Origin of the sequence: Pseudomonas mendocina, assembly GCA_037482215.1 — a bacterium.
GTDB classification, from domain to species: Bacteria; Pseudomonadota; Gammaproteobacteria; order Pseudomonadales; family Pseudomonadaceae; genus Aquipseudomonas; species Aquipseudomonas mendocina_E.
Window position 1 is genome coordinate 1,202,845 of record CP148074.1, and the last position, 21,071, is coordinate 1,223,915.

General features: G+C 55.3%; 19 protein-coding genes and 1 riboswitch. Of the genes, 12 read left to right on the plus strand and 7 right to left on the minus strand.

Annotated features, from left to right (window positions below; translation table 11 throughout):
• Positions 1–26: 26 nt before the first annotated feature.
• Positions 27–2,177: a methyl-accepting chemotaxis protein gene (locus WG219_05405; GenBank protein WXL26910.1), complete on the minus strand. Its 2,151-nt coding sequence runs from the start codon at positions 2,175–2,177 to the stop codon at positions 27–29.
• A 203-nt stretch (positions 2,178–2,380) separates the two neighbouring features.
• On the opposite strand from WG219_05405, the gene WG219_05410 reads away from it, so the two are divergent.
• A complete protein-coding gene (locus tag WG219_05410; protein ID WXL26911.1) occupies positions 2,381–3,202 on the plus strand; it encodes a M48 family metallopeptidase in 822 nt (273 codons plus the stop codon).
• Positions 3,203–3,250: 48 nt separating this feature from the next.
• Here the strand turns inward: WG219_05410 and WG219_05415 are convergent, their stop codons facing one another.
• The 3 genes from WG219_05415 to WG219_05425 all read right to left on the minus strand — a co-directional run bounded on the left by WG219_05415 (position 3,251) and on the right by WG219_05425 (position 6,071).
• On the minus strand, positions 3,251–3,835 hold the full coding sequence (locus WG219_05415) for a TMEM165/GDT1 family protein (GenBank protein ID WXL26912.1): 585 nt from the start codon (positions 3,833–3,835) through the stop codon (positions 3,251–3,253).
• A gap of 76 nt (positions 3,836–3,911) precedes the next feature.
• A riboswitch (yybP-ykoY riboswitch) is annotated at positions 3,912–4,044 on the minus strand.
• A gap of 37 nt (positions 4,045–4,081) precedes the next feature.
• Positions 4,082–5,077, minus strand: a complete 996-nt coding sequence (locus WG219_05420) for a class I SAM-dependent methyltransferase (protein ID WXL26913.1) — start codon at positions 5,075–5,077, stop codon at positions 4,082–4,084.
• A 28-nt stretch (positions 5,078–5,105) separates the two neighbouring features.
• A complete protein-coding gene (locus WG219_05425) occupies positions 5,106–6,071 on the minus strand; it encodes a 2-hydroxyacid dehydrogenase (GenBank protein WXL26914.1) in 966 nt (321 codons plus the stop codon).
• A gap of 78 nt (positions 6,072–6,149) precedes the next feature.
• Between WG219_05425 and WG219_05430 the strand changes: the two genes are divergently transcribed.
• On the plus strand, positions 6,150–6,779 hold the full coding sequence (locus WG219_05430; GenBank protein ID WXL26915.1) for a LysE family transporter: 630 nt from the start codon (positions 6,150–6,152) through the stop codon (positions 6,777–6,779).
• A 48-nt stretch (positions 6,780–6,827) separates the two neighbouring features.
• Here the strand turns inward: WG219_05430 and smpB are convergent, their stop codons facing one another.
• Positions 6,828–7,310 (minus strand): SsrA-binding protein SmpB, encoded by a 483-nt coding sequence (gene smpB, locus WG219_05435; protein WXL26916.1) that lies wholly within the window; start codon positions 7,308–7,310, stop codon positions 6,828–6,830.
• Between the two features lie 267 nt (positions 7,311–7,577).
• On the opposite strand from smpB, the gene WG219_05440 reads away from it, so the two are divergent.
• Together WG219_05440 and WG219_05445 are read left to right on the plus strand one after the other, a co-directional pair.
• Positions 7,578–8,012 carry a type II toxin-antitoxin system RatA family toxin gene (locus tag WG219_05440; GenBank protein WXL26917.1) on the plus strand — a complete coding sequence of 145 codons (435 nt, stop codon included), beginning with the start codon at positions 7,578–7,580 and terminating at the stop codon, positions 8,010–8,012.
• Complete coding sequence (locus WG219_05445; GenBank protein WXL26918.1) at positions 8,005–8,322, plus strand: RnfH family protein; 318 nt, start codon at positions 8,005–8,007, stop codon at positions 8,320–8,322. The genes WG219_05440 and WG219_05445 overlap by 8 nt, the downstream gene beginning before the upstream one ends.
• 53 nt (positions 8,323–8,375) lie before the next feature.
• On the opposite strand, the gene WG219_05450 is transcribed toward WG219_05445, so the two are convergent.
• Positions 8,376–8,894 (minus strand): outer membrane protein assembly factor BamE, encoded by a 519-nt coding sequence (locus tag WG219_05450; protein ID WXL26919.1) that lies wholly within the window; start codon positions 8,892–8,894, stop codon positions 8,376–8,378.
• A 98-nt stretch (positions 8,895–8,992) separates the two neighbouring features.
• On the opposite strand from WG219_05450, the gene fur reads away from it, so the two are divergent.
• A complete protein-coding gene (gene fur / locus WG219_05455) occupies positions 8,993–9,397 on the plus strand; it encodes a ferric iron uptake transcriptional regulator (protein ID WXL26920.1) in 405 nt (134 codons plus the stop codon).
• A gap of 61 nt (positions 9,398–9,458) precedes the next feature.
• Here fur and recN read toward each other — a convergent pair whose 3' ends face one another.
• Entirely contained in the window at positions 9,459–11,132 is a 1,674-nt protein-coding gene (gene recN / locus WG219_05460) for a DNA repair protein RecN (GenBank protein WXL26921.1), read from the minus strand.
• 152 nt (positions 11,133–11,284) lie between these two features.
• Between recN and grpE the strand changes: the two genes are divergently transcribed.
• From grpE to greA, 7 genes are all read left to right on the plus strand, one after another.
• Positions 11,285–11,857: a nucleotide exchange factor GrpE gene (gene grpE / locus WG219_05465; protein ID WXL26922.1), complete on the plus strand. Its 573-nt coding sequence runs from the start codon at positions 11,285–11,287 to the stop codon at positions 11,855–11,857.
• Between the two features lie 98 nt (positions 11,858–11,955).
• Complete coding sequence (gene dnaK, locus WG219_05470; protein ID WXL26923.1) at positions 11,956–13,872, plus strand: molecular chaperone DnaK; 1,917 nt, start codon at positions 11,956–11,958, stop codon at positions 13,870–13,872.
• Positions 13,873–13,994: 122 nt separating this feature from the next.
• A complete protein-coding gene (gene dnaJ, locus WG219_05475) occupies positions 13,995–15,125 on the plus strand; it encodes a molecular chaperone DnaJ (GenBank protein ID WXL26924.1) in 1,131 nt (376 codons plus the stop codon).
• Positions 15,126–15,185: 60 nt separating this feature from the next.
• Positions 15,186–15,989, plus strand: a complete 804-nt coding sequence (gene dapB, locus WG219_05480; GenBank protein ID WXL26925.1) for a 4-hydroxy-tetrahydrodipicolinate reductase — start codon at positions 15,186–15,188, stop codon at positions 15,987–15,989.
• 210 nt (positions 15,990–16,199) lie between these two features.
• Positions 16,200–17,336 (plus strand): glutamine-hydrolyzing carbamoyl-phosphate synthase small subunit, encoded by a 1,137-nt coding sequence (gene carA, locus WG219_05485; protein WXL26926.1) that lies wholly within the window; start codon positions 16,200–16,202, stop codon positions 17,334–17,336.
• 36 nt (positions 17,337–17,372) lie between these two features.
• Entirely contained in the window at positions 17,373–20,594 is a 3,222-nt protein-coding gene (carB, locus tag WG219_05490; protein ID WXL26927.1) for a carbamoyl-phosphate synthase large subunit, read from the plus strand.
• Positions 20,591–21,067, plus strand: a complete 477-nt coding sequence (greA, locus tag WG219_05495; GenBank protein ID WXL26928.1) for a transcription elongation factor GreA — start codon at positions 20,591–20,593, stop codon at positions 21,065–21,067. Before carB ends, greA begins: the two co-directional genes overlap by 4 nt.
• Positions 21,068–21,071: the final 4 nt, after the last annotated feature.

Here is a 21,071-nt window from a genome sequence, read left to right on the forward strand (position 1 = left end):
CCGGGCCTTTGAGTTTATAACCGCGATCAGACCTTGAACTGATTGATCAGGCGGCGTTGTTGCTCCGCTAGTCGTGTCAGCTCGGCGCTGGCTTGGCTGGCCTCATCAGCTCCGCTGGCCACTTCATTTGCTACCTGACCAATGTTGTTAACGTTGCGGTTGATGTCTTCAGCCACCGCGCTCTGCTCTTCGGCAGCACTGGCGATCTGGGTGTTCATATCGTTGATCACTGAGACCGCCTGGGTGATGGTTTCCAGAGAGTTGGCAGCCTCGTTGGCATGTTCAACGCTGTCGTTGGTTTTGGCCTGGCTCTGCTCCATCACCCGTACAACTTCGCGGGTACCGTTCTGCAACTGCTGGATCATGACCTGAATTTCTTCAGTGGCTTGCTGGGTTTTCTGTGCAAGGTTTCGCACTTCATCTGCCACTACAGCAAAGCCGCGACCCTGTTCGCCGGCTCGTGCCGCTTCAATCGCCGCGTTGAGCGCCAGCAGGTTAGTCTGCTCGGCGATACCACGAATGGCCACAAGGATCGCGTTGATGTTTTCACTGTCTTTGGCCAGCGTTTGCACCACGGTAACGGCGCGACCAATCTCTTCGGCCAGGGCGCCAATAGCGGTCGCAGTTTCTTGCACTGTTTGCTTACCTTGATTGGCAGCAAGGTCGGCGTGATTGGCTGATTCGGCTGCAAATGTGGCATTGCGTGCTACATCTTGCGCGGTCGCTGTCATTTCATGAACGGCGGTGGCAACCAGCTCAATCTCCGCCAGCTGCTTCTGCATTCCCTGATTGGTGCGAATGGCAATGTCAGCAGTGTGCTCGGAAGAGTCACTGACTTTCTGAACAGAACCTACCACTTGAGCAATCATGGTCTGCAGTTTACTGAGGAAAGCATTGAAGCCTTGGGCAATCTGGCCCAGTTCATCTTCGCGATCAACCTTCAGGCGGACAGTCAGATCTCCATCGCCCTTGGCAATATCATCCAGCATGCCGACCATTTGCCGCAGCGGGCGGGCAATGCCGTGGCCTACAAACCAAATGACAACCAGGCCAAGCCCAGCAATCAGAAGGCCGACCAAAGTCATGCCCATGGCATCCGTGTCACGCTGCGTTGCTAGGTCCTTCTGGAGGGCATGCAAGTCAGCCATGACCGTTTTCATCGGGAGGATCAGCATGAGCGTCCAGCGGGTAGATGTTTGCCCTACTGTGAAGTTGTAATACAGCTCAATATGGTGGTTATTGGCATCACTGGTCGTGTCGACGGAATACAGCAGTTTGTTGGATTCGAGCTTGGCGATGTCCCGGGTTTCCTGCTCATCTAGCAGCAAGCTGGCAGGCTCACCTAATTTGTCAGGGTGTTGGGTGGCGGCGACTAGTCGGCCGTTATTGGCGATCAGTGCCATTTCTCCAGCGCCGTCATACAGCTGGTTATCGGCCTGGACGAGTAAGTCCTGAATGAAGTCCAGAGCCAAATCAGCACCGGCAATGCCCATGAATTGGCCCTTCACCAAAATCGGGGAGGTGAAAGACGCAAGCATTGTTGTTTTGCCACCTACCTCATAGGGCGCTGGATCAATCGCGCACTGGCGTTTTTGCTCTTTGGGGCACAGGTAGTACTCGCCCTCGCGCACTCCAGTTGGCAGCAGTTTGTCACTTTCCATCATGCTGATGGCATCTATACCCAGTGAGCCATCCGCATTGCGATACCACCAAGGGAGGAAGCGGCCCGTGCCGTCATAGCCGTTACCCTTCTCACCGGCATAGAGATCATCGCTGCCATCAAAGGCATTGGGCTCCCAGCCGAAATATGAGCCTAGGATTTTCGGGTTCTGTTCTGTGGTTTTGTGTAGCAGGTTGGCCAGTTCTTCCCGGCTAACGTTTATCAGTGCTGAGCCATTGGCATCGGTTTCACCGAGCATGGCGCTCACCCTTGCCAAGTCAGCCGTTATTTGCAGCGGCATCTCCAGCTCGCGCTGGATGTTATTGGCCTGGGCTAGGACCAAGGCCGAGAGGCGTTGTTCCAGCACGTGTTCAAGCAGAGTTTGCGTTCGCTGTTCAACGAGGTTTTGGGTGCGGTTACTTGCAAAGAGCGCGTATAAGACCAGAGCTACCACTACTGCCAGTACGCTGGCTCCAGCAAGTAAAACGACAGAAAACTGAATAGATCTGAATTTCATGATGGCTCCAAACCCGGAGTTAGCCTGAGAGTTGTTTCGGCTGTTCTGGGGAAAACCTTAGATGGAATGTCAACTCGATCACGCCGGACAGTTTTAGCTGTAAATTTTGCTGATTGATAGCGCGTTGACATCATTTGTGTGTCGGTTGCCCCACATATGACGGCGACTTAGCATAGGGGCTTGCCATTCAAGGAGGTCGGTTGATGTTTAAGGCGGGTATTGTGGGCTGCGTAGCAACGGCAGCTTTGCTGGCGGGTTGCCAGGCGGTGAATACCACCAGCGGCGGTGCAGTTGGCGTGGAGCGTAAGCAGTACATGTTCAGCATGCTGTCATCTGCTGAAGTTGATCAGATGTATGCACAGTCGTATCAGCAAACCCTAAATGAAGCATCTGGTAAGGGTGTTCTTGATAACACCAGTGCGAATGCCAAGCGATTGCGGACCATTGCTGATCGTCTGATTAAACAGGCGCCTAACTTCCGGCAAGACGCTGCGCAGTGGGCTTGGGAGGTCAACTTAATCAAAAGCGATGAGCTGAACGCTAATTGTGGCCCCGGCGGAAAAATTATTTTCTACAGCGGCATCATCGAAAAGCTGAACCTCAGCGATGACGAAATCGCCGCAGTCATGGGGCATGAGATTGCCCACGCCTTACGTGAACATGGACGTGAGGCTATGTCCAAGGCCTATGGCATTGAGCTGGGTAAAAAGGGCGCAGGCGCCTTGCTGGGTCTGGGGGCTGATAGCATGGCTCTAGCCGATGCTGCCGTGCAGTACGGTATGACCTTGCCCAATAGTCGTAGCAATGAAAATGAGGCGGACCTGATCGGCCTTGAGCTTGCCGCACGTGCTGGTTACAACCCGAACGCTGCCATCAGCTTGTGGCAGAAGATGTCCACAGCCAATGAGGGGGCGCCGCCAGAGTTCATGAGCACGCACCCGTCGTCATCCAGTCGTATTTCAGCACTGCAGCAGGCAATCCCTAAGGTGATGCCGCTGTACGAACAAGCAAAAAACAACGGCTAAGTAAAAAAGCCCCGGTAACGGGGCTTTTTTAATGCACTTAGGAGCCTGTTATATGATGCCGCTGAGCTTCATGGCTTGGTACGCAGCATAAATTGCCAGAAGGGCAAACGCTGTGGCCGCGAGACGACGGATCAGCGTCAGCGGCAAACGGTCAGCGGCAAAGTTACCAGCCAGCACCACTGGCACGTTGGCAATCAACATACCCAATGTTGTCCCGATCACGACCATCACAAATGATGGGTACTGTGCGGCAAGCATCACCGTCGCTACTTGGGTCTTGTCACCCATTTCAGCCAGGAAGAAAGCAATCAGCGTGGTGAGGAATGGGCCATAGCGTTTCAGGCTCGAGCTTTCATCATCATCCAGCTTGTCCGGCACCAAGGTCCATAAAGCAACGGCGACAAAGCTCGCGGCCAGAATCCAGCTCAGTGTCGCTGCAGAGAAGAAACTGGCGACCCAATTACCAACAGCACCTGCGGCAAAGTGATTCGCCAAGGTGGCAACAATGATGCCGAAGATGATGGGCCAAGGTTTGCGAAAACGGGCGGCAAGCAATAGTGCGAGCAGTTGGGTTTTATCGCCAATTTCAGCCAAGGCGACAATACCAGTAGGTACGAGCAGGGATTCAAGCATCAGGCTTCCTTAGGGGGCGGGTAGACACGGCTATGACACGTACAGCCTCCCCACCCCGGGTAAGGTTGTGCGTGTCATAGGTCTTGTCAAACCACAGGCCCAACTGCGTGGGCTTCGGGTCGTTCGCGCCATGCTCTGCGGAGCAAGTATGTTGACGCGAACCGGGCGAGCGTGGGGCTCGCGGGAGACTACTCCCCTAGGACAGGGCGCATTTTGCCTATGCAATCCAATAAGGGCAAGCCTGAACTATTTATGGGCACGATAGATGCGGAAGCCGTTTTTCTCGGCCAGTGTCTGGCACGGGCCTAGGTGCTGTTCAATCAGTGGCGGATATTTTAGGAAACTGTTGGCGACCAGACGCAGCTCGCCTTTGGCTGTCAGGTGCACCTTGGCCTGACGCAGCAAATGTTCCGTGGCGTGATAATGGGTGTGCACACCTTGATGGAACGGTGGGTTGCTGAGGATGGTGGTGAGATTGTGCGGAGCAGCATCAATGCCGTCACCGGCAATAACATCAGCCTGTAAGCCGTTGGCTGCAAGGGTTAGGCGGCTGCTCTCAACAGCAAAGGCATCCACGTCTAGCAGGGTAATGCGGGATGATGGGTAGCGCCGTTTGAGGCTGGCGCCGAGGACCCCGGCGCCACAGCCAAAGTCAAGAATATGCCCGTCCGGCAAGCCATCCAGATGTTCGAGTAGCAGGGCACTACCAACGTCCAGGCGGCCATGGCTGAATACCCCCGGCAGGGTGAGGACCTTCAGCGGGCCATCGCTCAGCTCCAGCTCGTAGTGCTGGGCCAGGTCGTGCAGTTCGGGCCGAGTAGGAGCGTTTTCGACCTTTACGTGCCAGAGTTGGCAGTGCCGGGCACTATCCAGCTTGCGGGCCTGACCAAACGCGGCCAATTGTTTGGCGGCACGCTCGACACCGGCGCGCTTTTCTCCGACCAGAAACAGATTCAGCCCGTTTAGCTCAGATGCGAGGGTGTTGAGCAGGTATTCGGTCAATTCGCGAGATTTTGGTAGGAACACGACCGCAGCCTGAAAACCGCTGCTGGCGGGTGCTGTACCGAAGTGAGTGCGACCGGGGAAGCGTGTATTGAGTTGCGCAGCGTCGCCTGCATGCCAGCTCCAGCCCTCAGCTTCAGGCAGGTGGCTGAGCAGGTCGTCGGCAGGCAGGCCGGCTAATAACAGCGGGCCTCCGAACAAATCGGCCTGGCGCAACAATACTTCGCTTCGCGGGTCCATAAGCGCTCCTTGGAAAAAGTCGCGTAGCTTAACTGACTACGCGGATGGCTGCGCCGCTGAAATAGGCCTGTGCGTTTTGGCTGAGCTGCTCGACAATACGCTGGCGAGCCTCGCGACTGCCCCAGGCACTGTGTGGAGTGACGATCAGGCGTGGAATATCATCAGCCAGTAGCGGGTTGCCATTGCGTGGCGGTTCCTGAGTCAGTACATCTGTGGCTGCACCGCCGAGGTGGCCACTGCGCAAGGCGTCAGCCAGGGCTTGTTCATTGATTAGCCCCCCACGTGCGGTGTTGACGATCAATGCACCGGGTTTCATCTGGCTTAACTCGGCTGCGCCGATCATGTCCCGGGTATCATCGTTTAGCGGGCAATGCAGGGTCAGAGCATCGACCTGTTGCAGCAGCTCGTTAAGAGGGACGCGGTCCGGGCGGGCTGGGCGGCCTGGGAGTTGCCCCAGTAATACCGTCATACCAAAGGCTTCAGCCAGCTTGGCTACAGCGGCGCCGAGCTCACCATGGCCTAGCAGGCCCAGTTTTTTTCCACTGAGTTCCATAATTGGATAGTCCAGCAGGCAAAACTGTGTAGCTTGTTGCCAGCGTCCGGCGCGGATAGCCTTCTGATAGTCCGGTAAGCTGGTGGCCAGTGTCAGAAGTAGCATCAATGTATGTTGTGCTACCGATGGTGTGCCGTAGCCTTGGCAGTTACACACCGTAATGCCATGGCTGCGAGCAGCAGCCAAGTCTATGGTGTTGGTGCCTGTGGCTGAAACAAGGATTAGTTTCAATTCCGGACACGCAGCGAAGTGTTCGGCACTTAGCTGCACTTTGTTGCTGATCGCAACCTGTGCGCCCTGCAATCGCTCAACGATCTGTTCAGGGCTGCTCTGTGGGTACAGGACTAGTTCGCTAAAGCAGGATTCCAAGCTGCTGAAATCAAGGTCGCCGAGATCAAGAGAGTGGTGATCAAGAAATACCGCTTTTATGCTATGGGTCATCAGCTGCCTCTATCCTGCGTGTTTGAGCGTGAGCTATTGTGTTGAGACTATCAGAAACGGTCGTAATGCGAGGGGCGCATGTACTGGGCAGAATTTTTTACCGTGGCGCTGATTCATCTGCTGGCAGTTGCAAGTCCGGGGCCGGACTTTGCTGTGGTAGTGAAAGAGAGCGTTACCCACGGTCGTAAGGCTGGGAGGTATTGTGCGTGGGGGGTCGGCTGTGGAATTTCCATCCATGTGCTGTATTCGTTGCTGGGGATCGGCCTGATCGTTTCGCAGTCGGTCGTTCTGTTCAATGCCTTGAAATGGCTCGCAGCCGCTTATTTGCTGTATATCGGTATCCGTGCGCTTCAGGCCAAGCCTGCGGCGGGGGACGCTGAGCGTCTGTATGCAGAGGAAGGCGAGCGTTCGCCGCGTGCAGCATTCGTCTCTGGGTTTGTAACCAATGGGTTGAACCCCAAAGTGACGTTGTTCTTCTTGTCACTCTTTACCGTGGTAATTGATCCCCACACCCCGTTGCATATGCAGGCTAGCTACGGTCTGTATTTGGTTTTAGCAACTGCGCTTTGGTTTACCCTGATTGCACAAGTCTTCAGCCATGAGCGAGTGCGCTCCGGCTTTGCTCGCATGGGGCACTGGTTTGATCGGTTGATGGGGGCGGTGCTGGTTGGGCTAGGTATAAAACTGGCATTCACCCAACTAGGGTAGGGTGCACAATGCAAAAGCCCCGCGTCAGCGGGGCTTTCAGTAGGCGAATTATTCGCCTTTGCCTTTCGTGCGCATGGCACGTTGGACTTCACGATCGGCATCACGCTCTTTCATGGTGTGGCGTTTGTCGAAGTCTTTCTTACCTTTAGCCAGTGCGATTTCGCACTTGATCAGGTGGGCTTTCCAGTACAGCGACAGCGCAACGCATGTGTAGCCTTTTTGCTGGACGGCACCAAACAGTTTGTCTAGCTCGCGCTTATTGAGCAGAAGCTTGCGCGTGCGAGTCGGGTCGGCAATCACATGAGTGCTGGCGGTTTTCAGGGGGGTAATATGGCAACCCATCAGCCAGGCTTCGTCGTCTTTAAGCAATACGTAGCTGTCGACCAGTTGAGCCTTGCCAGCGCGCAGACTTTTCACTTCCCAGCCAGACAGGACCAAGCCCGCCTCAAACTTAGATTCGACGAAATAGTCATGCAGCGCCTTTTTGTTCAGCGCGATGGTGCCTTGCGGATGTTTCTTTTGTTTAGCCATAGGGCGCGCATTATAGGGGCTCTGAAGCGACTGCGCTATGTGTCTAGTACCTACTCGCTGATCCGTCTTCCAGATGGAAATGGTTATAGGCGGCACAGCCCGGTATTATTGCGCGTGCTGTGGGATGCAGCTAAGCGCCTCCCTTCCGGAAAGGCGAATGCCTGCTAGAGTCACCAGCATAGTATTATTGTGGTCTGGGCTATCCCGGGCTGTTTTCAGCGGTGCCGCGAGTGGTCGGGCCGCATTGGTTCATTGAATGGTCGAGTTATGAGTACCCATATTCAGCGTTCTGCGCTATTGCCGTATCCGGCTCAGGCGCTGTTCGATCTTGTTAATGATGTGGCCAAGTATCCGGAGTTCTTGCCCTGGTGTTCCGCCAGTGAAGTCATCGAGGTCTCCGAGACTCATATGCGCGCCAGTCTTGAAGTGGCGAAGGGCGGGTTAAGCCAGCGTTTTGTGACTTCAAATACCCTTGAGCCGGGTAAGTCGATTGAGTTGAATTTGGCTGAAGGGCCTTTTACTCAGCTGAACGGTCGCTGGGAATTCAAGGCGTTAGGCGACAAAGCCTGCAAAATCAGCCTCGACCTGCAATTCGACTACGCTGGGTCGTTGGTGCGTGCAACGCTTGGGCCGTTATTCAATCAGGCCGCCAATACCATGGTGGATGCTTTTTGCCAGCGCGCCAAGGAACTCTATGGATAAGCGCACCATCGTGGTCGAGGTCGTCTATGCCTTGGCTGATAAACAAAAGCTTTTAAGCCTGAATGTACCTTACGGTACGACTGTTCGTCAGGCCGCGCTGATGTCTGGAATGGACAGCCATTTCCCTGACCTTGATTTGTTGAACAGTCCGTTGGGGATTTTTGGTAAGGCGGTCACCAAGGCCGACGAGCGAGTGCTGGAAGAGGGAGAACGGGTCGAAATTTATCGCCCTCTTATCGCCGATCCTAAAGAGGTTCGCAAACAGCGGGCTGCAAAAGCTGCGCAGGCCAAAGCCGAAAGTGCTGAATGATTTCGACTGATACAAAAAAGCCCGGTAATGACCGGGCTTTTTTGCGATAGAGATTACTGCGGCGACGGATCCAGAGGTTCTGGTGTCGGCACTGGCACAACTTGAACATCGTCAACTTCGCCCTGGATCTGCTCAAGCAGTGAACCGGGCGCCGGTTTTTCTTCCGTTTGTTGCGGTGCGGCAGTAGTCGGAGTGGTGACATCGCTACTTTCACCCAAGATCGCTTGGTCGCGGCTGACACCCGGCATGAAATCGCCGTTGAGACCAATCAGTTGGTCGTCATTATTGAAGTTCAGGGTGACCCGCTCCTGCAAGCGTTGACCGCCACCAGGCTGGATGCTGTACAGATAATCCCAGCGGTTGCTGTGGAATGTATCGGTGATCAGCGGGTTGCCCATGATAAACCGTACTTGTTTTCGGGTCATTCCTGGACGCAACTGGTCTATCATATCCTGAGTGACGACATTACCCTGTTGGATGTCGATTTTATAAACCCCGGGGAATGAACAACCGGCGAGTGCGAAGAGCCCCGTAAGGGAGAGGCTGGTCAGCAGGAGCTTGGCTTTTTGCATCGGAGGGTGACTTCCACTATCTTGTCTGGGCAACGAATTACCGGATCATACCCGCAATAAAGGAAGCTGCGAAGACGCTTCCTTTGAGAAAGCAAACCATGGTTGAAAATAATGAATTACGCAAGGCGGGCCTGAAGGTCACCTTGCCACGCGTTAAAATCCTGCAAATGCTGGATTCTGCGGGCCAGCGCCATATGAGCGCTGAAGACGTTTACAAGTCTCTGATGGAGGCGGGTGATGATGTCGGCTTGGCGACTGTCTACCGCGTTCTCACGCAGTTTGAGGCTGCTGGGTTAGTCGTGCGTCACAATTTTGATGGCGGTCACGCTGTATTCGAGCTGGCAGACGGTGAGCACCACGACCACATGGTCTGCGTGGAGACGGGCGAAGTGATCGAGTTCATCGACTCGGAAATCGAGCGCCGTCAGCGCGAAATCGTTCGTGAGCACGGTTTTGAGCTGGTTGACCACAATCTGGTGCTTTACGTGCGTAAGAAGATCTGAGCCCAAACGTTGGGCTGTATCTGATCTGAAATAAAGGCGACCTAAGGTCGCCTTTATTGTTTCAACCCTGAGCGCGGCTGACCATTTGCCGGGCGTGGGCGAGAGATTCTTCGGTGAGGTCTACGCCGCCGAGCATGCGGGCTATCTCTTCTACTCGTTGTGCCGGGCTGAGTTTGCTGACCGCTGTGCGGGTTGCGTTGTTCTCGCGAACCTTGTGCACGAACAGGTGTTGGTGGCCTTGCGCAGCGACCTGTGGCAGGTGCGTTACTGTAAGCACCTGGCCACGTTCCCCAAGGCGGCGCAGCAATTGCCCGACGACTTCTGCAGTTGGGCCTCCAATACCCACATCGACCTCATCAAATACCAGTGTCGGCACGCGTGAGGTTTGTGCGGTAATGACCTGAATCGCCAAGCTGATCCGCGAAAGCTCGCCTCCTGAAGCTACTTTGCCCAAAGCCTTCAGGGGCTGACCTGGGTTAGCACTGACCAGGAACTCGATTTGTTCCAGGCCATTCGGATGCGGCTCATCACTGCTGTTAGGGGTAAGTTTGACGTTGAAACGACCGCCCGGCATCCCCAGGCTCTGCATCTCACTTTCCACAGCACTTCCCAGTCGCTGGGCAGCATCATTACGAATGGCACTCAGCTCGGCGGCTTTGTCCTGGTAGTGGCGCGCATATGCGTGCTGTTCTTCGGCAAGTCGCTCGAGGGCTTGGTCGTCAGCGTTGAGGTTTTCCAGTTCTTCAAAGAGCTGCTGTTGCAGGCTGCCCAAGTCGGCCGCTTGAATTCGGTGCTTGCGAGCGAGGGTGTAGATGGTGTCTAGCCGCTCTTCAAGGTATTGCAGGCGCTGAGGGTCTGCATCAAAGTGGTCAAGGAAGCGATTCAGTTCTCCAACTGCTTCTTCAACCTGAATTTGTGCGCTGGCCAGCAAGTTGATCGCTTCATTTAAAGCTCCAGGTTGTCCTTGAAATGCGCTCAGGCGATTCAGGCCGCTGGTCAGTGCGGATAGCACATTGCCGGAGTCACTTTCGCTACACAGCTCGATGACCAAACGACAGGCGCTGAGCAGGCTCTCGGCATTGGTCAGGTTTTTGTGTTCCTGCTCCAGTTGTTCGAGTTCATCTTCGCCTAGGGCAAGGTTTTCCAGCTCTTCAAGTTGATAGCTCAGTAGCTGATGTCTAGCGCGTTGTTCATCGCTCTGGTTGGAGAGTCGCTCCAGCTCGTGGCGCGTCTGTTTCCAGCGTTGAGCGGCAAGCTGTACTTGGCGGGCAAGCTCTTGGCTGCCAGCAAACTCATCCAGCAGACGCCGGTGGGTTTCACTTTTAAGGAGTGATTGGTGTTCATGTTGGCTGTGGATGTCAATGATCAGTTCACCGAGGGCCTTTAGGTCTCCTTGAGGGCATGGACTGCCATTGATGTAGCCGCGAGAGCGACCTTCGCTGGTGATGACGCGGCGCAAAATGCACGGACCATCTGTTTCAAGATCGCGCTCGGCAAGCCATGCGCGGGCTTCAGGAATATCGCTCAGGTCGAAGCTGGCTAGAATGTCGGCCTTGTCTGCGCCGGGGCGAACTACTCCGCTGTCAGCTCGGTCGCCTAGCGTTAGTCCGAGGGCGTCGAGCATGATCGACTTGCCCGCACCGGTTTCACCGCTGATCACGCTCATGCCGGCGTCCAGCTCAAGGTCAAGGTGTTCCACGATGGCATAGTTGTGAACTGACAGGTGGACCAGCATGACAAGGCCTCCAAATTGTTGTCTGGTTATTTATACAGTGCTTTTTGGGTGAAAGACAATCCATTGCGCGACCTTGAAATCGGAAAAAACGTTCCCATATAGGGTGTAAGCAAGTGGGCATGACTCACATCGAACGTTAAGAGGAGATAGGCATGGCTGACGAACAGACCCTGGATACGCAGAACCCTGAAGAGCAACTCGATACTGCACAAGAAACTTCAGGAGATGATCTGGTTGCCCGCGTGCAAACGCTGGAAGAGCAACTGGCTGCTGCGCAGGATCAGTCGCTGCGCATGGCTGCCGACTTGCAGAACGTACGTCGTCGCGCCGAGCAGGATGTCGAAAAGGCGCACAAGTTCGCGCTGGAAAAATTTGCCAATGACTTGCTGCCTGTCGTGGACAGTCTCGAGCGCGGGCTGGAGCTTTCCCGTCCTGATGATGAGTCGATCAAGGCGGTTCGTGAGGGCATGGAGCTGACACTGAAGTTGTTCCTCGACACCCTCAAGCGTTTCAACCTCGAGCAGGTTGATCCGCACGGGGCGCCGTTCAATCCGGAGCACCACCAAGCAATGGCCATGGAAGAGAGCACCCATGTAGAGCCTAACAGTGTGCTCAAGGTGTTCCAGAAAGGCTGGTTGTTGAATGGCCGTCTGCTGCGCCCAGCAATGGTTGTGGTGAGCAAGGCACCTGCAGCTCCTGTGCCTTCGATTGACGAGCAGGCTTGAATTTTTTCCGACTGCCCCCATTAAGCAGTCAAGCGTTTTAGTGCTATCGCGGCTGAAGCTTACAGCGGCGAAATCTTCAAAATTTCGGGAGAGTGAACATGGGTAAAATTATCGGTATTGACTTGGGGACCACCAACTCTTGCGTCTCCATTTTGGAAAACGGTTCGGTAAAAGTTATTGAGAACGCCGAAGGTGCGCGTACTACCCCTTCGATCATTGCGTATGCCAATGACGGTGAAATTCTGGTGGGCCAATCGGCTAAGCGTCAGGCTGTCACCAACCCGCATAACACTCTGTACGCAGTTAAGCGTCTGATCGGTCGTCGTTTTGACGAAGACGTCGTGCAGAAAGATATCAGTCTGGTTCCTTACAAAATCGCCAAGGCCGACAACGGCGACGCTTGGGTTGAAGTTAATGGCCAGAAAATGGCTCCGCCGCAGATCAGCGCCGAAGTCCTGAAGAAAATGAAGAAAACCGCTGAGGATTACCTCGGTGAGGCTGTAACTGAGGCGGTAATCACCGTTCCAGCGTACTTCAACGACAGTCAGCGTCAGGCTACTAAAGACGCCGGCCGTATTGCCGGGCTGGACGTTAAGCGCATCATCAACGAGCCGACTGCTGCTGCTCTGGCTTACGGTATGGACAAGGCTAAGGGCGACCACACTGTCATCGTTTATGACTTGGGTGGCGGTACCTTCGACGTGTCCGTGATCGAAATCGCTGAAGTAGACGGTGAGCATCAGTTTGAAGTGCTGGCCACCAACGGCGACACCTTCTTGGGTGGTGAGGACTTTGATATTCGTCTGATCGACTACCTCGTTGACGAATTCAACAAAGAAACCGGCATGAACCTGAAGGGTGATCCGCTGGCGATGCAGCGTCTGAAAGAAGCTGCTGAAAAGGCCAAGATCGAACTGTCTTCTAGCCAGCAGACTGACGTGAACCTGCCGTATATCACTGCAGATGCCACCGGTCCTAAGCACCTGAGCGTGAAGATTTCGCGCGCCAAGCTGGAATCTCTGGTTGAAGACCTGGTTCAGCGCACCATTGAGCCGTGCAAAATTGCACTGAAAGATGCTGGTATCGACGTTAGTGCAATCAATGACGTGATTCTGGTCGGTGGCCAGACCCGTATGCCGCTGGTGCAGAAGACTGTTAGCGATTTCTTCGGCAAAGATCCGCGTAAAGACGTTAACCCGGACGAAGCTGTGGCCATGGGTGCTGCGATTCAGGGCGCTGTGCTGGCTGGCGACGTAAAAGACGTACTGTTGCTGGACGTTTCCCCACTGACCCTGGGTATCGAAACCATGGGCGGCGTGATGACTGCTCTGATCGAGAAGAACACCACTATCCCGACTAAGAAGTCGCAAGTGTTCTCTACCGCTGATGACAACCAGAGCGCTGTGACTATTCACGTGCTGCAGGGTGAGCGTAAGCAGGCGAGCAGCAACAAGTCCCTGGGTAAATTCGACCTGGCCGAGATTCCGCCGGCTCCGCGTGGTGTTCCGCAGATCGAAGTGACCTTCGACATCGACGCCAACGGTATCCTGCACGTCAGCGCGAAAGACAAGGCGACTGGTAAGTCTCAATCCATCGTGATCAAGGCCAACTCCGGTCTGTCCGAGGAAGAAATCCAGCAAATGGTGCGTGATGCCGAGGCTAATGCCGAGGAAGACCGCAAGTTTGAAGAGCTGGCCGGTGCCCGTAACCAGGGTGATCAGCTGGTACACGCGACTCGCAAGATGGTGACTGAAGCGGGTGATAAGGCAACTGCTGACGAGAAAGCTGCCATCGAAAGCGCAGTCGCTGCGCTGGAAGCGGCTGTGAAGGGCGACGACAAGGCTGAAATCGAAGCCAAGATGACCGCTCTGTCCGAAGTGACTGCACCGCTGGCTCAGAAAATGTACGCCGAACAGCCTCAGGCTGGTGCGCAGGCTGACGCAGGCGAGAAGTCCAAGGATCCGGCTGACGACGTCGTCGACGCCGAGTTCGAAGAGGTCAAGGACAACAAGTAAGCGCAAGCTTATACCGCTCCTGACGGATGCAGCTAAGCCTGCATCCGGCTTGAACCGTCGCGCGGGGGCTTGCTCCCGCGTTGGCGTGTCTGGGGCTGACGAATTCGAGGTGTTGAGGACTTATGGCTAAACGTGATTATTACGAGGTGCTCGGTGTCGAGCGCGGTGCCAGCGAAGCGGAGCTGAAAAAGGCCTACCGTCGCTTGGCCATGAAATATCACCCAGACCGCAACCCGGACGATAAGGACGCAGAAGAGAAGTTCAAGGAAGCCAACGAGGCTTACGAAGTGCTTTCCGATGCGGGCAAGCGTTCGGCCTACGACCAATACGGCCATGCGGGAGTTGACCCGAGCATGGGTGGCGGTGGCGCAGGCGGTTTCGGTGGGGCGAACTTCTCCGATATTTTCGGTGATGTATTCAGTGATTTCTTCGGTGGTGGCGGCCGTGGTGGTCAGCGCGGCGGCCCGCAGCGTGGCAGTGACCTGCGCTACACCCTAGAGCTTGATCTGGAAGAGGCTGTACGTGGCACTACGGTGACCATTCGCGTGCCAACCCTGGTCAACTGTAAGACCTGCGATGGCTCTGGCGCCAAGAAGGGTACGTCCCCCGTGACCTGTACGACCTGTGGTGGTATCGGTCAGGTGCGTATGCAGCAGGGGTTCTTCTCAGTTCAACAGACCTGCCCACGCTGTCATGGTAGCGGCAAGATGATCACTGATCCGTGTGGCAGCTGCCATGGTCAGGGTCGTGTTGAGGAAAGCAAAACGCTGTCGGTCAAAGTGCCGGCAGGTGTTGATACTGGCGACCGTATCCGTCTTTCCGGTGAGGGCGAGGCGGGTGCACACGGTGGGCCATCGGGTGATTTGTACGTTGTAGTCAACGTGCGCGAGCATGCGATCTTCCAGCGTGACGGCAAGCATCTTTATTGCGAAGTGCCTATCAGTTTTGCTGATGCTGCGCTGGGTGGTGAGTTGGAAGTGCCGACACTTGATGGTCGAGTTAAGTTGAAAATTCCAGAAGGCACGCAAACTGGCAAAATGTTCCGCCTGCGCGGCAAGGGCGTGGCCCCTGTGCGTGGTGGTGGTGCGGGTGACCTGATGTGCCGTGTGGCGGTCGAAACCCCAGTTAATCTTGATCGCCGCCAGCGTGAACTGCTTGAAGAGTTCCGCAAAACCCTAGAAGGTGACAGCTCTCACTCGCCTAAGGCCAGTGGTTGGTTTGAAGGTGTGAAGCGCTTCTTCGGCGATCTGTAATCGTGCATGTCAGGCTGCCCGCTAAGGGCAGCCTGACATGGCAGTTTGGAATTGAATCTTATGCAACGTATTGCTGTGATGGGCGCCGCCGGGCGCATGGGTAAGACCCTTATTGAAGCGGTGCAATTGGCTGACTCTGCGAGCCTGACGGCAGCTATTGATCGTGCCGACAGCAGCCTTGTTGGTGCTGATGTTGGTGAGTTGGTTGCCCAGGGCAAGATGGGGGTGCATCTGTCCGGTGACCTGAATGCGGTGCTGGATCAGTTCGATGTGCTGATTGATTTTACTCACCCATCAGTGACCTTGAAGAACCTCGAAATCTGTCGTCAGGCGGGCAAGGCTATGGTGATTGGTACCACCGGTTTTACCCCGCAGGAAAAAGAGTTGCTAGCAGAAGCTGGCAAGCAGATTCCTATCGTGTTTGCGGCAAACTTCAGTGTTGGGGTTAACCTTTGTCTCAAGTTACTCGACACTGCTGCCCGTGTGCTGGGTGATGATGTTGATATTGAGATCATCGAAGCTCATCACCGTCATAAAGTAGACGCTCCGTCCGGTACGGCTTTGCGTATGGGGGAAGTGGTTGCTAACGCCTTAGGGCGCGATTTGCAGAAAGTAGCGGTCTATGGTCGTGAAGGTCAGACTGGGGCTCGTGAACGTGAAACTATCGGTTTTGCGACTGTTCGTGCAGGTGATGTAGTCGGTGATCACACTGTACTGTTTGCTGCAGAAGGTGAGCGAGTCGAAATTACCCACAAGGCATCCAGCCGCATGACCTTTGCCAAGGGAGCTGTGCGAGCGGCACTCTGGCTGCAGTCACGTGAGGCGGGGTTGTACGACATGCAGGATGTTCTGGGGCTTAACTGAGTCATTGTGTCGCACTTGGCGCTTGAGTCTAAGACTTTGGCGTCGCAAAGGTGGACCAAAAAGGCACTTTCCTGTAAGCTTCTCGCTTTAGTGTGTCCACTAAAAGTTACGCAGAATGAATGAATTAAAAAAGCGGGGTGACGGTCGAGACGTCATCCCGCTTTTTTACAATCTGCGTTTGCTTCAAGCATCGATCTACGGGAGGTCTTCTTGAGTAAGCCAGCCATACTCGCCCTTGCTGATGGCAGCATTTTTCGCGGCGAGGCCATCGGAGCCGATGGCCAAACAATTGGAGAGGTGGTGTTTAACACTGCCATGACCGGCTATCAGGAAATCCTGACTGATCCATCCTATGCGCAGCAGATTGTTACGCTGACTTATCCGCACATCGGTAACACCGGCACAACGCCGGAAGACGCCGAGTCTAATCGCGTTTGGGCTGCTGGCCTGATTATTCGCGATCTGCCGCTGATTTCCAGCAGCTGGCGTGATAAGCAGCCGCTGGATGAGTACCTGAAAGAAAATGGCACCGTCGCCATTGCCGGTATCGATACCCGCCGCCTGACCCGCATCCTGCGTGAAAAAGGTTCGCAAAACGGCTGCATTTTGGCTGGTGATGATGCGACTGAAGAAAAAGCGCTGGAGCTGGCACGCAGCTTCCCAGGCCTTAAAGGTATGGATCTGGCCAAGGAAGTGACCTGCTCAGAGCGCTACGAATGGCGTTCCAGCGTATGGAATCTGGAGAGCGACAGCCATCCAGAGATCCCAGCCAATGAGTTGCCTTACCATGTCGTAGCCTATGACTACGGTGTGAAGCTGAACATCCTGCGCATGCTGGTTGCTCGTGGTTGCCGCCTGACCGTGGTTCCTGCGCAAACCCCAGCAAGTGAAGTACTGGCCCTTAACCCGGACGGTGTATTCCTCTCCAACGGCCCAGGCGATCCTGAGCCTTGCGATTACGCGATCAAGGCGATTCAGGAAGTTCTCCAGACCGAGGTTCCGGTATTCGGTATTTGCCTGGGGCATCAATTGCTGGCCCTGGCCTCTGGCGCTAAAACCGTGAAAATGGCTACCGGTCACCATGGTGCCAACCACCCGGTTCAGGACCTGGACACTGGCGTTGTCATGATCACCAGCCAGAACCACGGTTTTGCTGTTGATGAGCCGAGCCTGCCGGCTAACCTGCGCGCCACGCACAAGTCGCTGTTCGACGGCACCCTGCAGGGTATTGAACGTACCGACAAGGTTGCCTTCAGCTTCCAGGGGCACCCAGAGGCGAGCCCAGGCCCGCACGACGTTGCTCCGCTGTTTGACCGTTTTATCGAAGCCATGGCCAAGCGCCGTTAAGCCAGCCGACTGACCCAAGGATTCGAGAGAGAGAAAATGCCAAAACGTACAGACATAAAAAGCATCCTGATCCTCGGCGCTGGCCCGATTGTTATCGGCCAGGCGTGCGAGTTTGATTACTCCGGTGCTCAAGCATGTAAAGCCCTGAAAGAAGAAGGCTACCGCGTCATTCTGGTGAACTCTAACCCAGCCACCATCATGACTGACCCGGCTATGGCTGATGCCACGTATATCGAGCCGATCAAATGGGCCACCGTTGCCAAGATCATTGAGAAAGAGCGCCCAGATGCACTGCTGCCGACCATGGGCGGTCAGACTGCTCTGAACTGCGCACTGGATCTTGAAAAGCACGGCGTGCTGGAAAAATTCGGCGTAGAAATGATCGGTGCCAATGCCGATACCATCGACAAAGCTGAAGACCGTTCGCGCTTCGACAAAGCGATGAAGGACATCGGCTTGGCCTGCCCGCGCTCTGGTATTGCACACAACATGGAAGAAGCTTACGGCGTGCTTGATCAGGTGGGTTTCCCCTGCATCATCCGTCCGTCCTTCACCATGGGCGGCACCGGCGGCGGTATTGCCTACAACCGTGAAGAGTTCGAAGAAATCTGTGCCCGCGGTCTGGACTTGTCGCCAACCAGCGAGCTGCTGATCGACGAATCCCTGATCGGTTGGAAAGAATACGAAATGGAAGTTGTCCGCGACAAAAAGGACAACTGCATCATCGTCTGCTCCATCGAGAACTTCGATCCGATGGGTGTGCACACCGGTGACTCCATCACTGTTGCGCCAGCACAGACGCTGACCGATAAGGAATACCAGATCATGCGTAATGCCTCTTTGGCAGTGCTGCGTGAGATTGGTGTTGAAACTGGCGGCTCCAACGTTCAGTTCGGCATTTGCCCGAACACTGGCCGTATGGTCGTGATCGAAATGAACCCGCGTGTATCTCGCTCTTCGGCTCTGGCCTCCAAAGCGACAGGCTTCCCGATTGCTAAGATCGCCGCCAAGCTGGCTGTAGGTTACACCCTGGATGAGCTGCAGAACGACATCACCGGTGGCCGTACCCCGGCTTCTTTCGAGCCGTCCATCGACTACGTTGTGACCAAGATCCCGCGTTTCGCCTTCGAAAAATTCCCGAAAGCCGACGCTCGCCTGACCACGCAGATGAAATCTGTGGGTGAGGTAATGGCCATCGGTCGCACCTTCCAGGAGTCCCTGCAGAAAGCCCTGCGCGGTCTGGAAGTGGGCGCTGTCGGTTTCGATCCGAAGCTGGATCTGAATGATCCGGAAGCCGAAAGCACCCTGCGTCGCGAACTGACAGTGCCGAGCGCCGAGCGTATCTGGTACGTGGCTGATGCCTTCCGTGCCGGTAAGACTGTTGCTGAAGTCTTTGATCTGACCCGTATCGACGAGTGGTTCCTGGTACAGATCGAAGAGCTGATCAAGATCGAAGAGCAGGTGAAAACCCTGGGCTTGTCGAATATTGATCGCGACCTGATGTTCAAACTCAAGCGCAAAGGCTTCTCCGATGCGCGTCTGGCCAAGTTGCTGGGTGTAACTGAGAAGAACCTGCGCAGCCACCGCCACAAGCTGAAAGTCCTGCCGGTCTACAAGCGTGTGGATACCTGTGCTGCTGAGTTTGCCACCGATACCGCTTACATGTACTCCACCTATGAGGAAGAGTGCGAAGCCAATCCGTCCACCCGCGAGAAGATCATGATCCTCGGTGGTGGCCCGAACCGTATCGGTCAGGGTATCGAGTTCGACTACTGCTGCGTACACGCGGCGCTGGCGATGCGTGAAGACGGGTACGAGACCATCATGGTCAACTGCAACCCGGAAACCGTGTCGACTGACTACGACACATCCGATCGTCTGTACTTCGAGCCAGTGACCCTGGAAGACGTACTGGAAATCGTCCGCGTTGAGCAGCCGAAAGGTGTGATCGTGCAGTACGGCGGTCAGACTCCGCTGAAAATCTGCCGTGCACTGGAAGAGGCGGGCGTACCAATCATCGGTACTTCGCCTGACGCCATCGACCGTGCGGAAGACCGTGAGCGCTTCCAGCAGATGGTGCAGCGCCTTGGTCTGCGTCAGCCGGCTAACGCCACTGCTCGCAGTGAAGACGAAGCTTTGGCACATTCCAAAACCATCGGTTACCCGCTGGTAGTGCGTCCGTCCTATGTGCTTGGCGGTCGTGCTATGGAGATCGTCTATCAGGAAGACGAACTCAAGCGCTATATGCGTGAAGCGGTAAAAGTGTCCAACGACAGCCCGGTGCTGCTGGATCACTTCCTCAACTGCGCCATCGAGGTGGACGTGGATGCGGTGTGTGACGGTGAGACCGTGGTGATCGGTGCGATCATGCAGCACATTGAACAGGCTGGCGTTCACTCAGGTGACTCCGCGTGCTCGCTGCCGCCTTACTCGCTGCCGATGCACATCCAGGACGAGATCCGTGATCAGGTCAAGAAAATGGCCTTGGAGCTTGGTGTTGTCGGTTTGATGAACGTGCAGATGGCCGTTCAGGGTGAGGATATCTTCGTCATCGAAGTGAACCCGCGCGCTTCCCGTACCGTACCGTTCGTGTCTAAGTGCGTCGGTGAGTCCCTGGCGAAAGTGGCTGCCCGTGTTATGGCTGGCAAGTCCTTGAGCGAAGCCGGTTACAACAAAGAAGTGATTCCGCCTTACTTCAGCGTTAAAGAGGCGGTATTCCCGTTTGCCAAGTTCCCGGGTGTTGACCCGATCCTCGGCCCAGAAATGAAGTCCACCGGTGAAGTGATGGGCGTGGGTGATACCTTCGGTGAAGCTTTCGCTAAATCTCAGCTAGGCGCTAGTGAAATCCTGCCGAGCAGCGGCTGTGCTTTCATTAGTGTCCGTGAGGATGACAAGCCGCTGGTTGCACAAGTGGCGCGTGATCTGATTGAGCTGGGCTTCGAAGTGGTCGCCACTTCCGGTACCGCGCGCGTGATCGAAGCGGCAGGCTTGCCGGTGCGTAAGGTCAATAAAGTGACCGAAGGCCGTCCGCATGTCGTCGACATGATCAAGAATGATGAGGTTACACTCATCATCAACACTACGGAGGGTCGTCAGTCGATCGCTGACTCCTTCTCTATTCGTCGTAACGCTCTGCAGCACAAGATTTACTGCACCACCACCATCGCGGCGGGGCAGGCTATCTGTGAGGCGCTGAAGTTCGGTCCGGAGAAGACCGTGCGCCGCCTGCAGGATCTGCACGCAGGAATCAAGGCATGACCAAGTACCCCATGACCGTTCAGGGCGCTCGCGCCCTGGAAGAGGAACTGGCCCATCTGACCAAGGTGGTGCGTCCGCAACTGAGCCAAGCCATTGGTGAGGCTCGGGAGCTGGGTGACCTTAAGGAGAACGCTGAATACCATGCTGCCCGCGAACAGCAGGGCATGGTCGAGGCGCGTATCCGTGATATCGAAGGACGCCTGCAGAACTCGGTGGTGATTGATGTCACCACCATCGAGCACACTGGCAAGGTGATTTTCGGTAGTACGGTTGAGATCGCAAACTGTGAAACCGACGAAACGGTTGTTTACCAGATCGTGGGTGAAGACGAGGCTGAAATTAAGCAGCGTAAGATCTCTGTTACTTCGCCAATTGCTCGTGCCCTGATTGGTAAAAATGAGGGTGATATCGCGCTGGTACAGACGCCAAGTGGTGCAGTCGAGTACGAAATTGTCGAAGTTCGCCATATCTAACTCA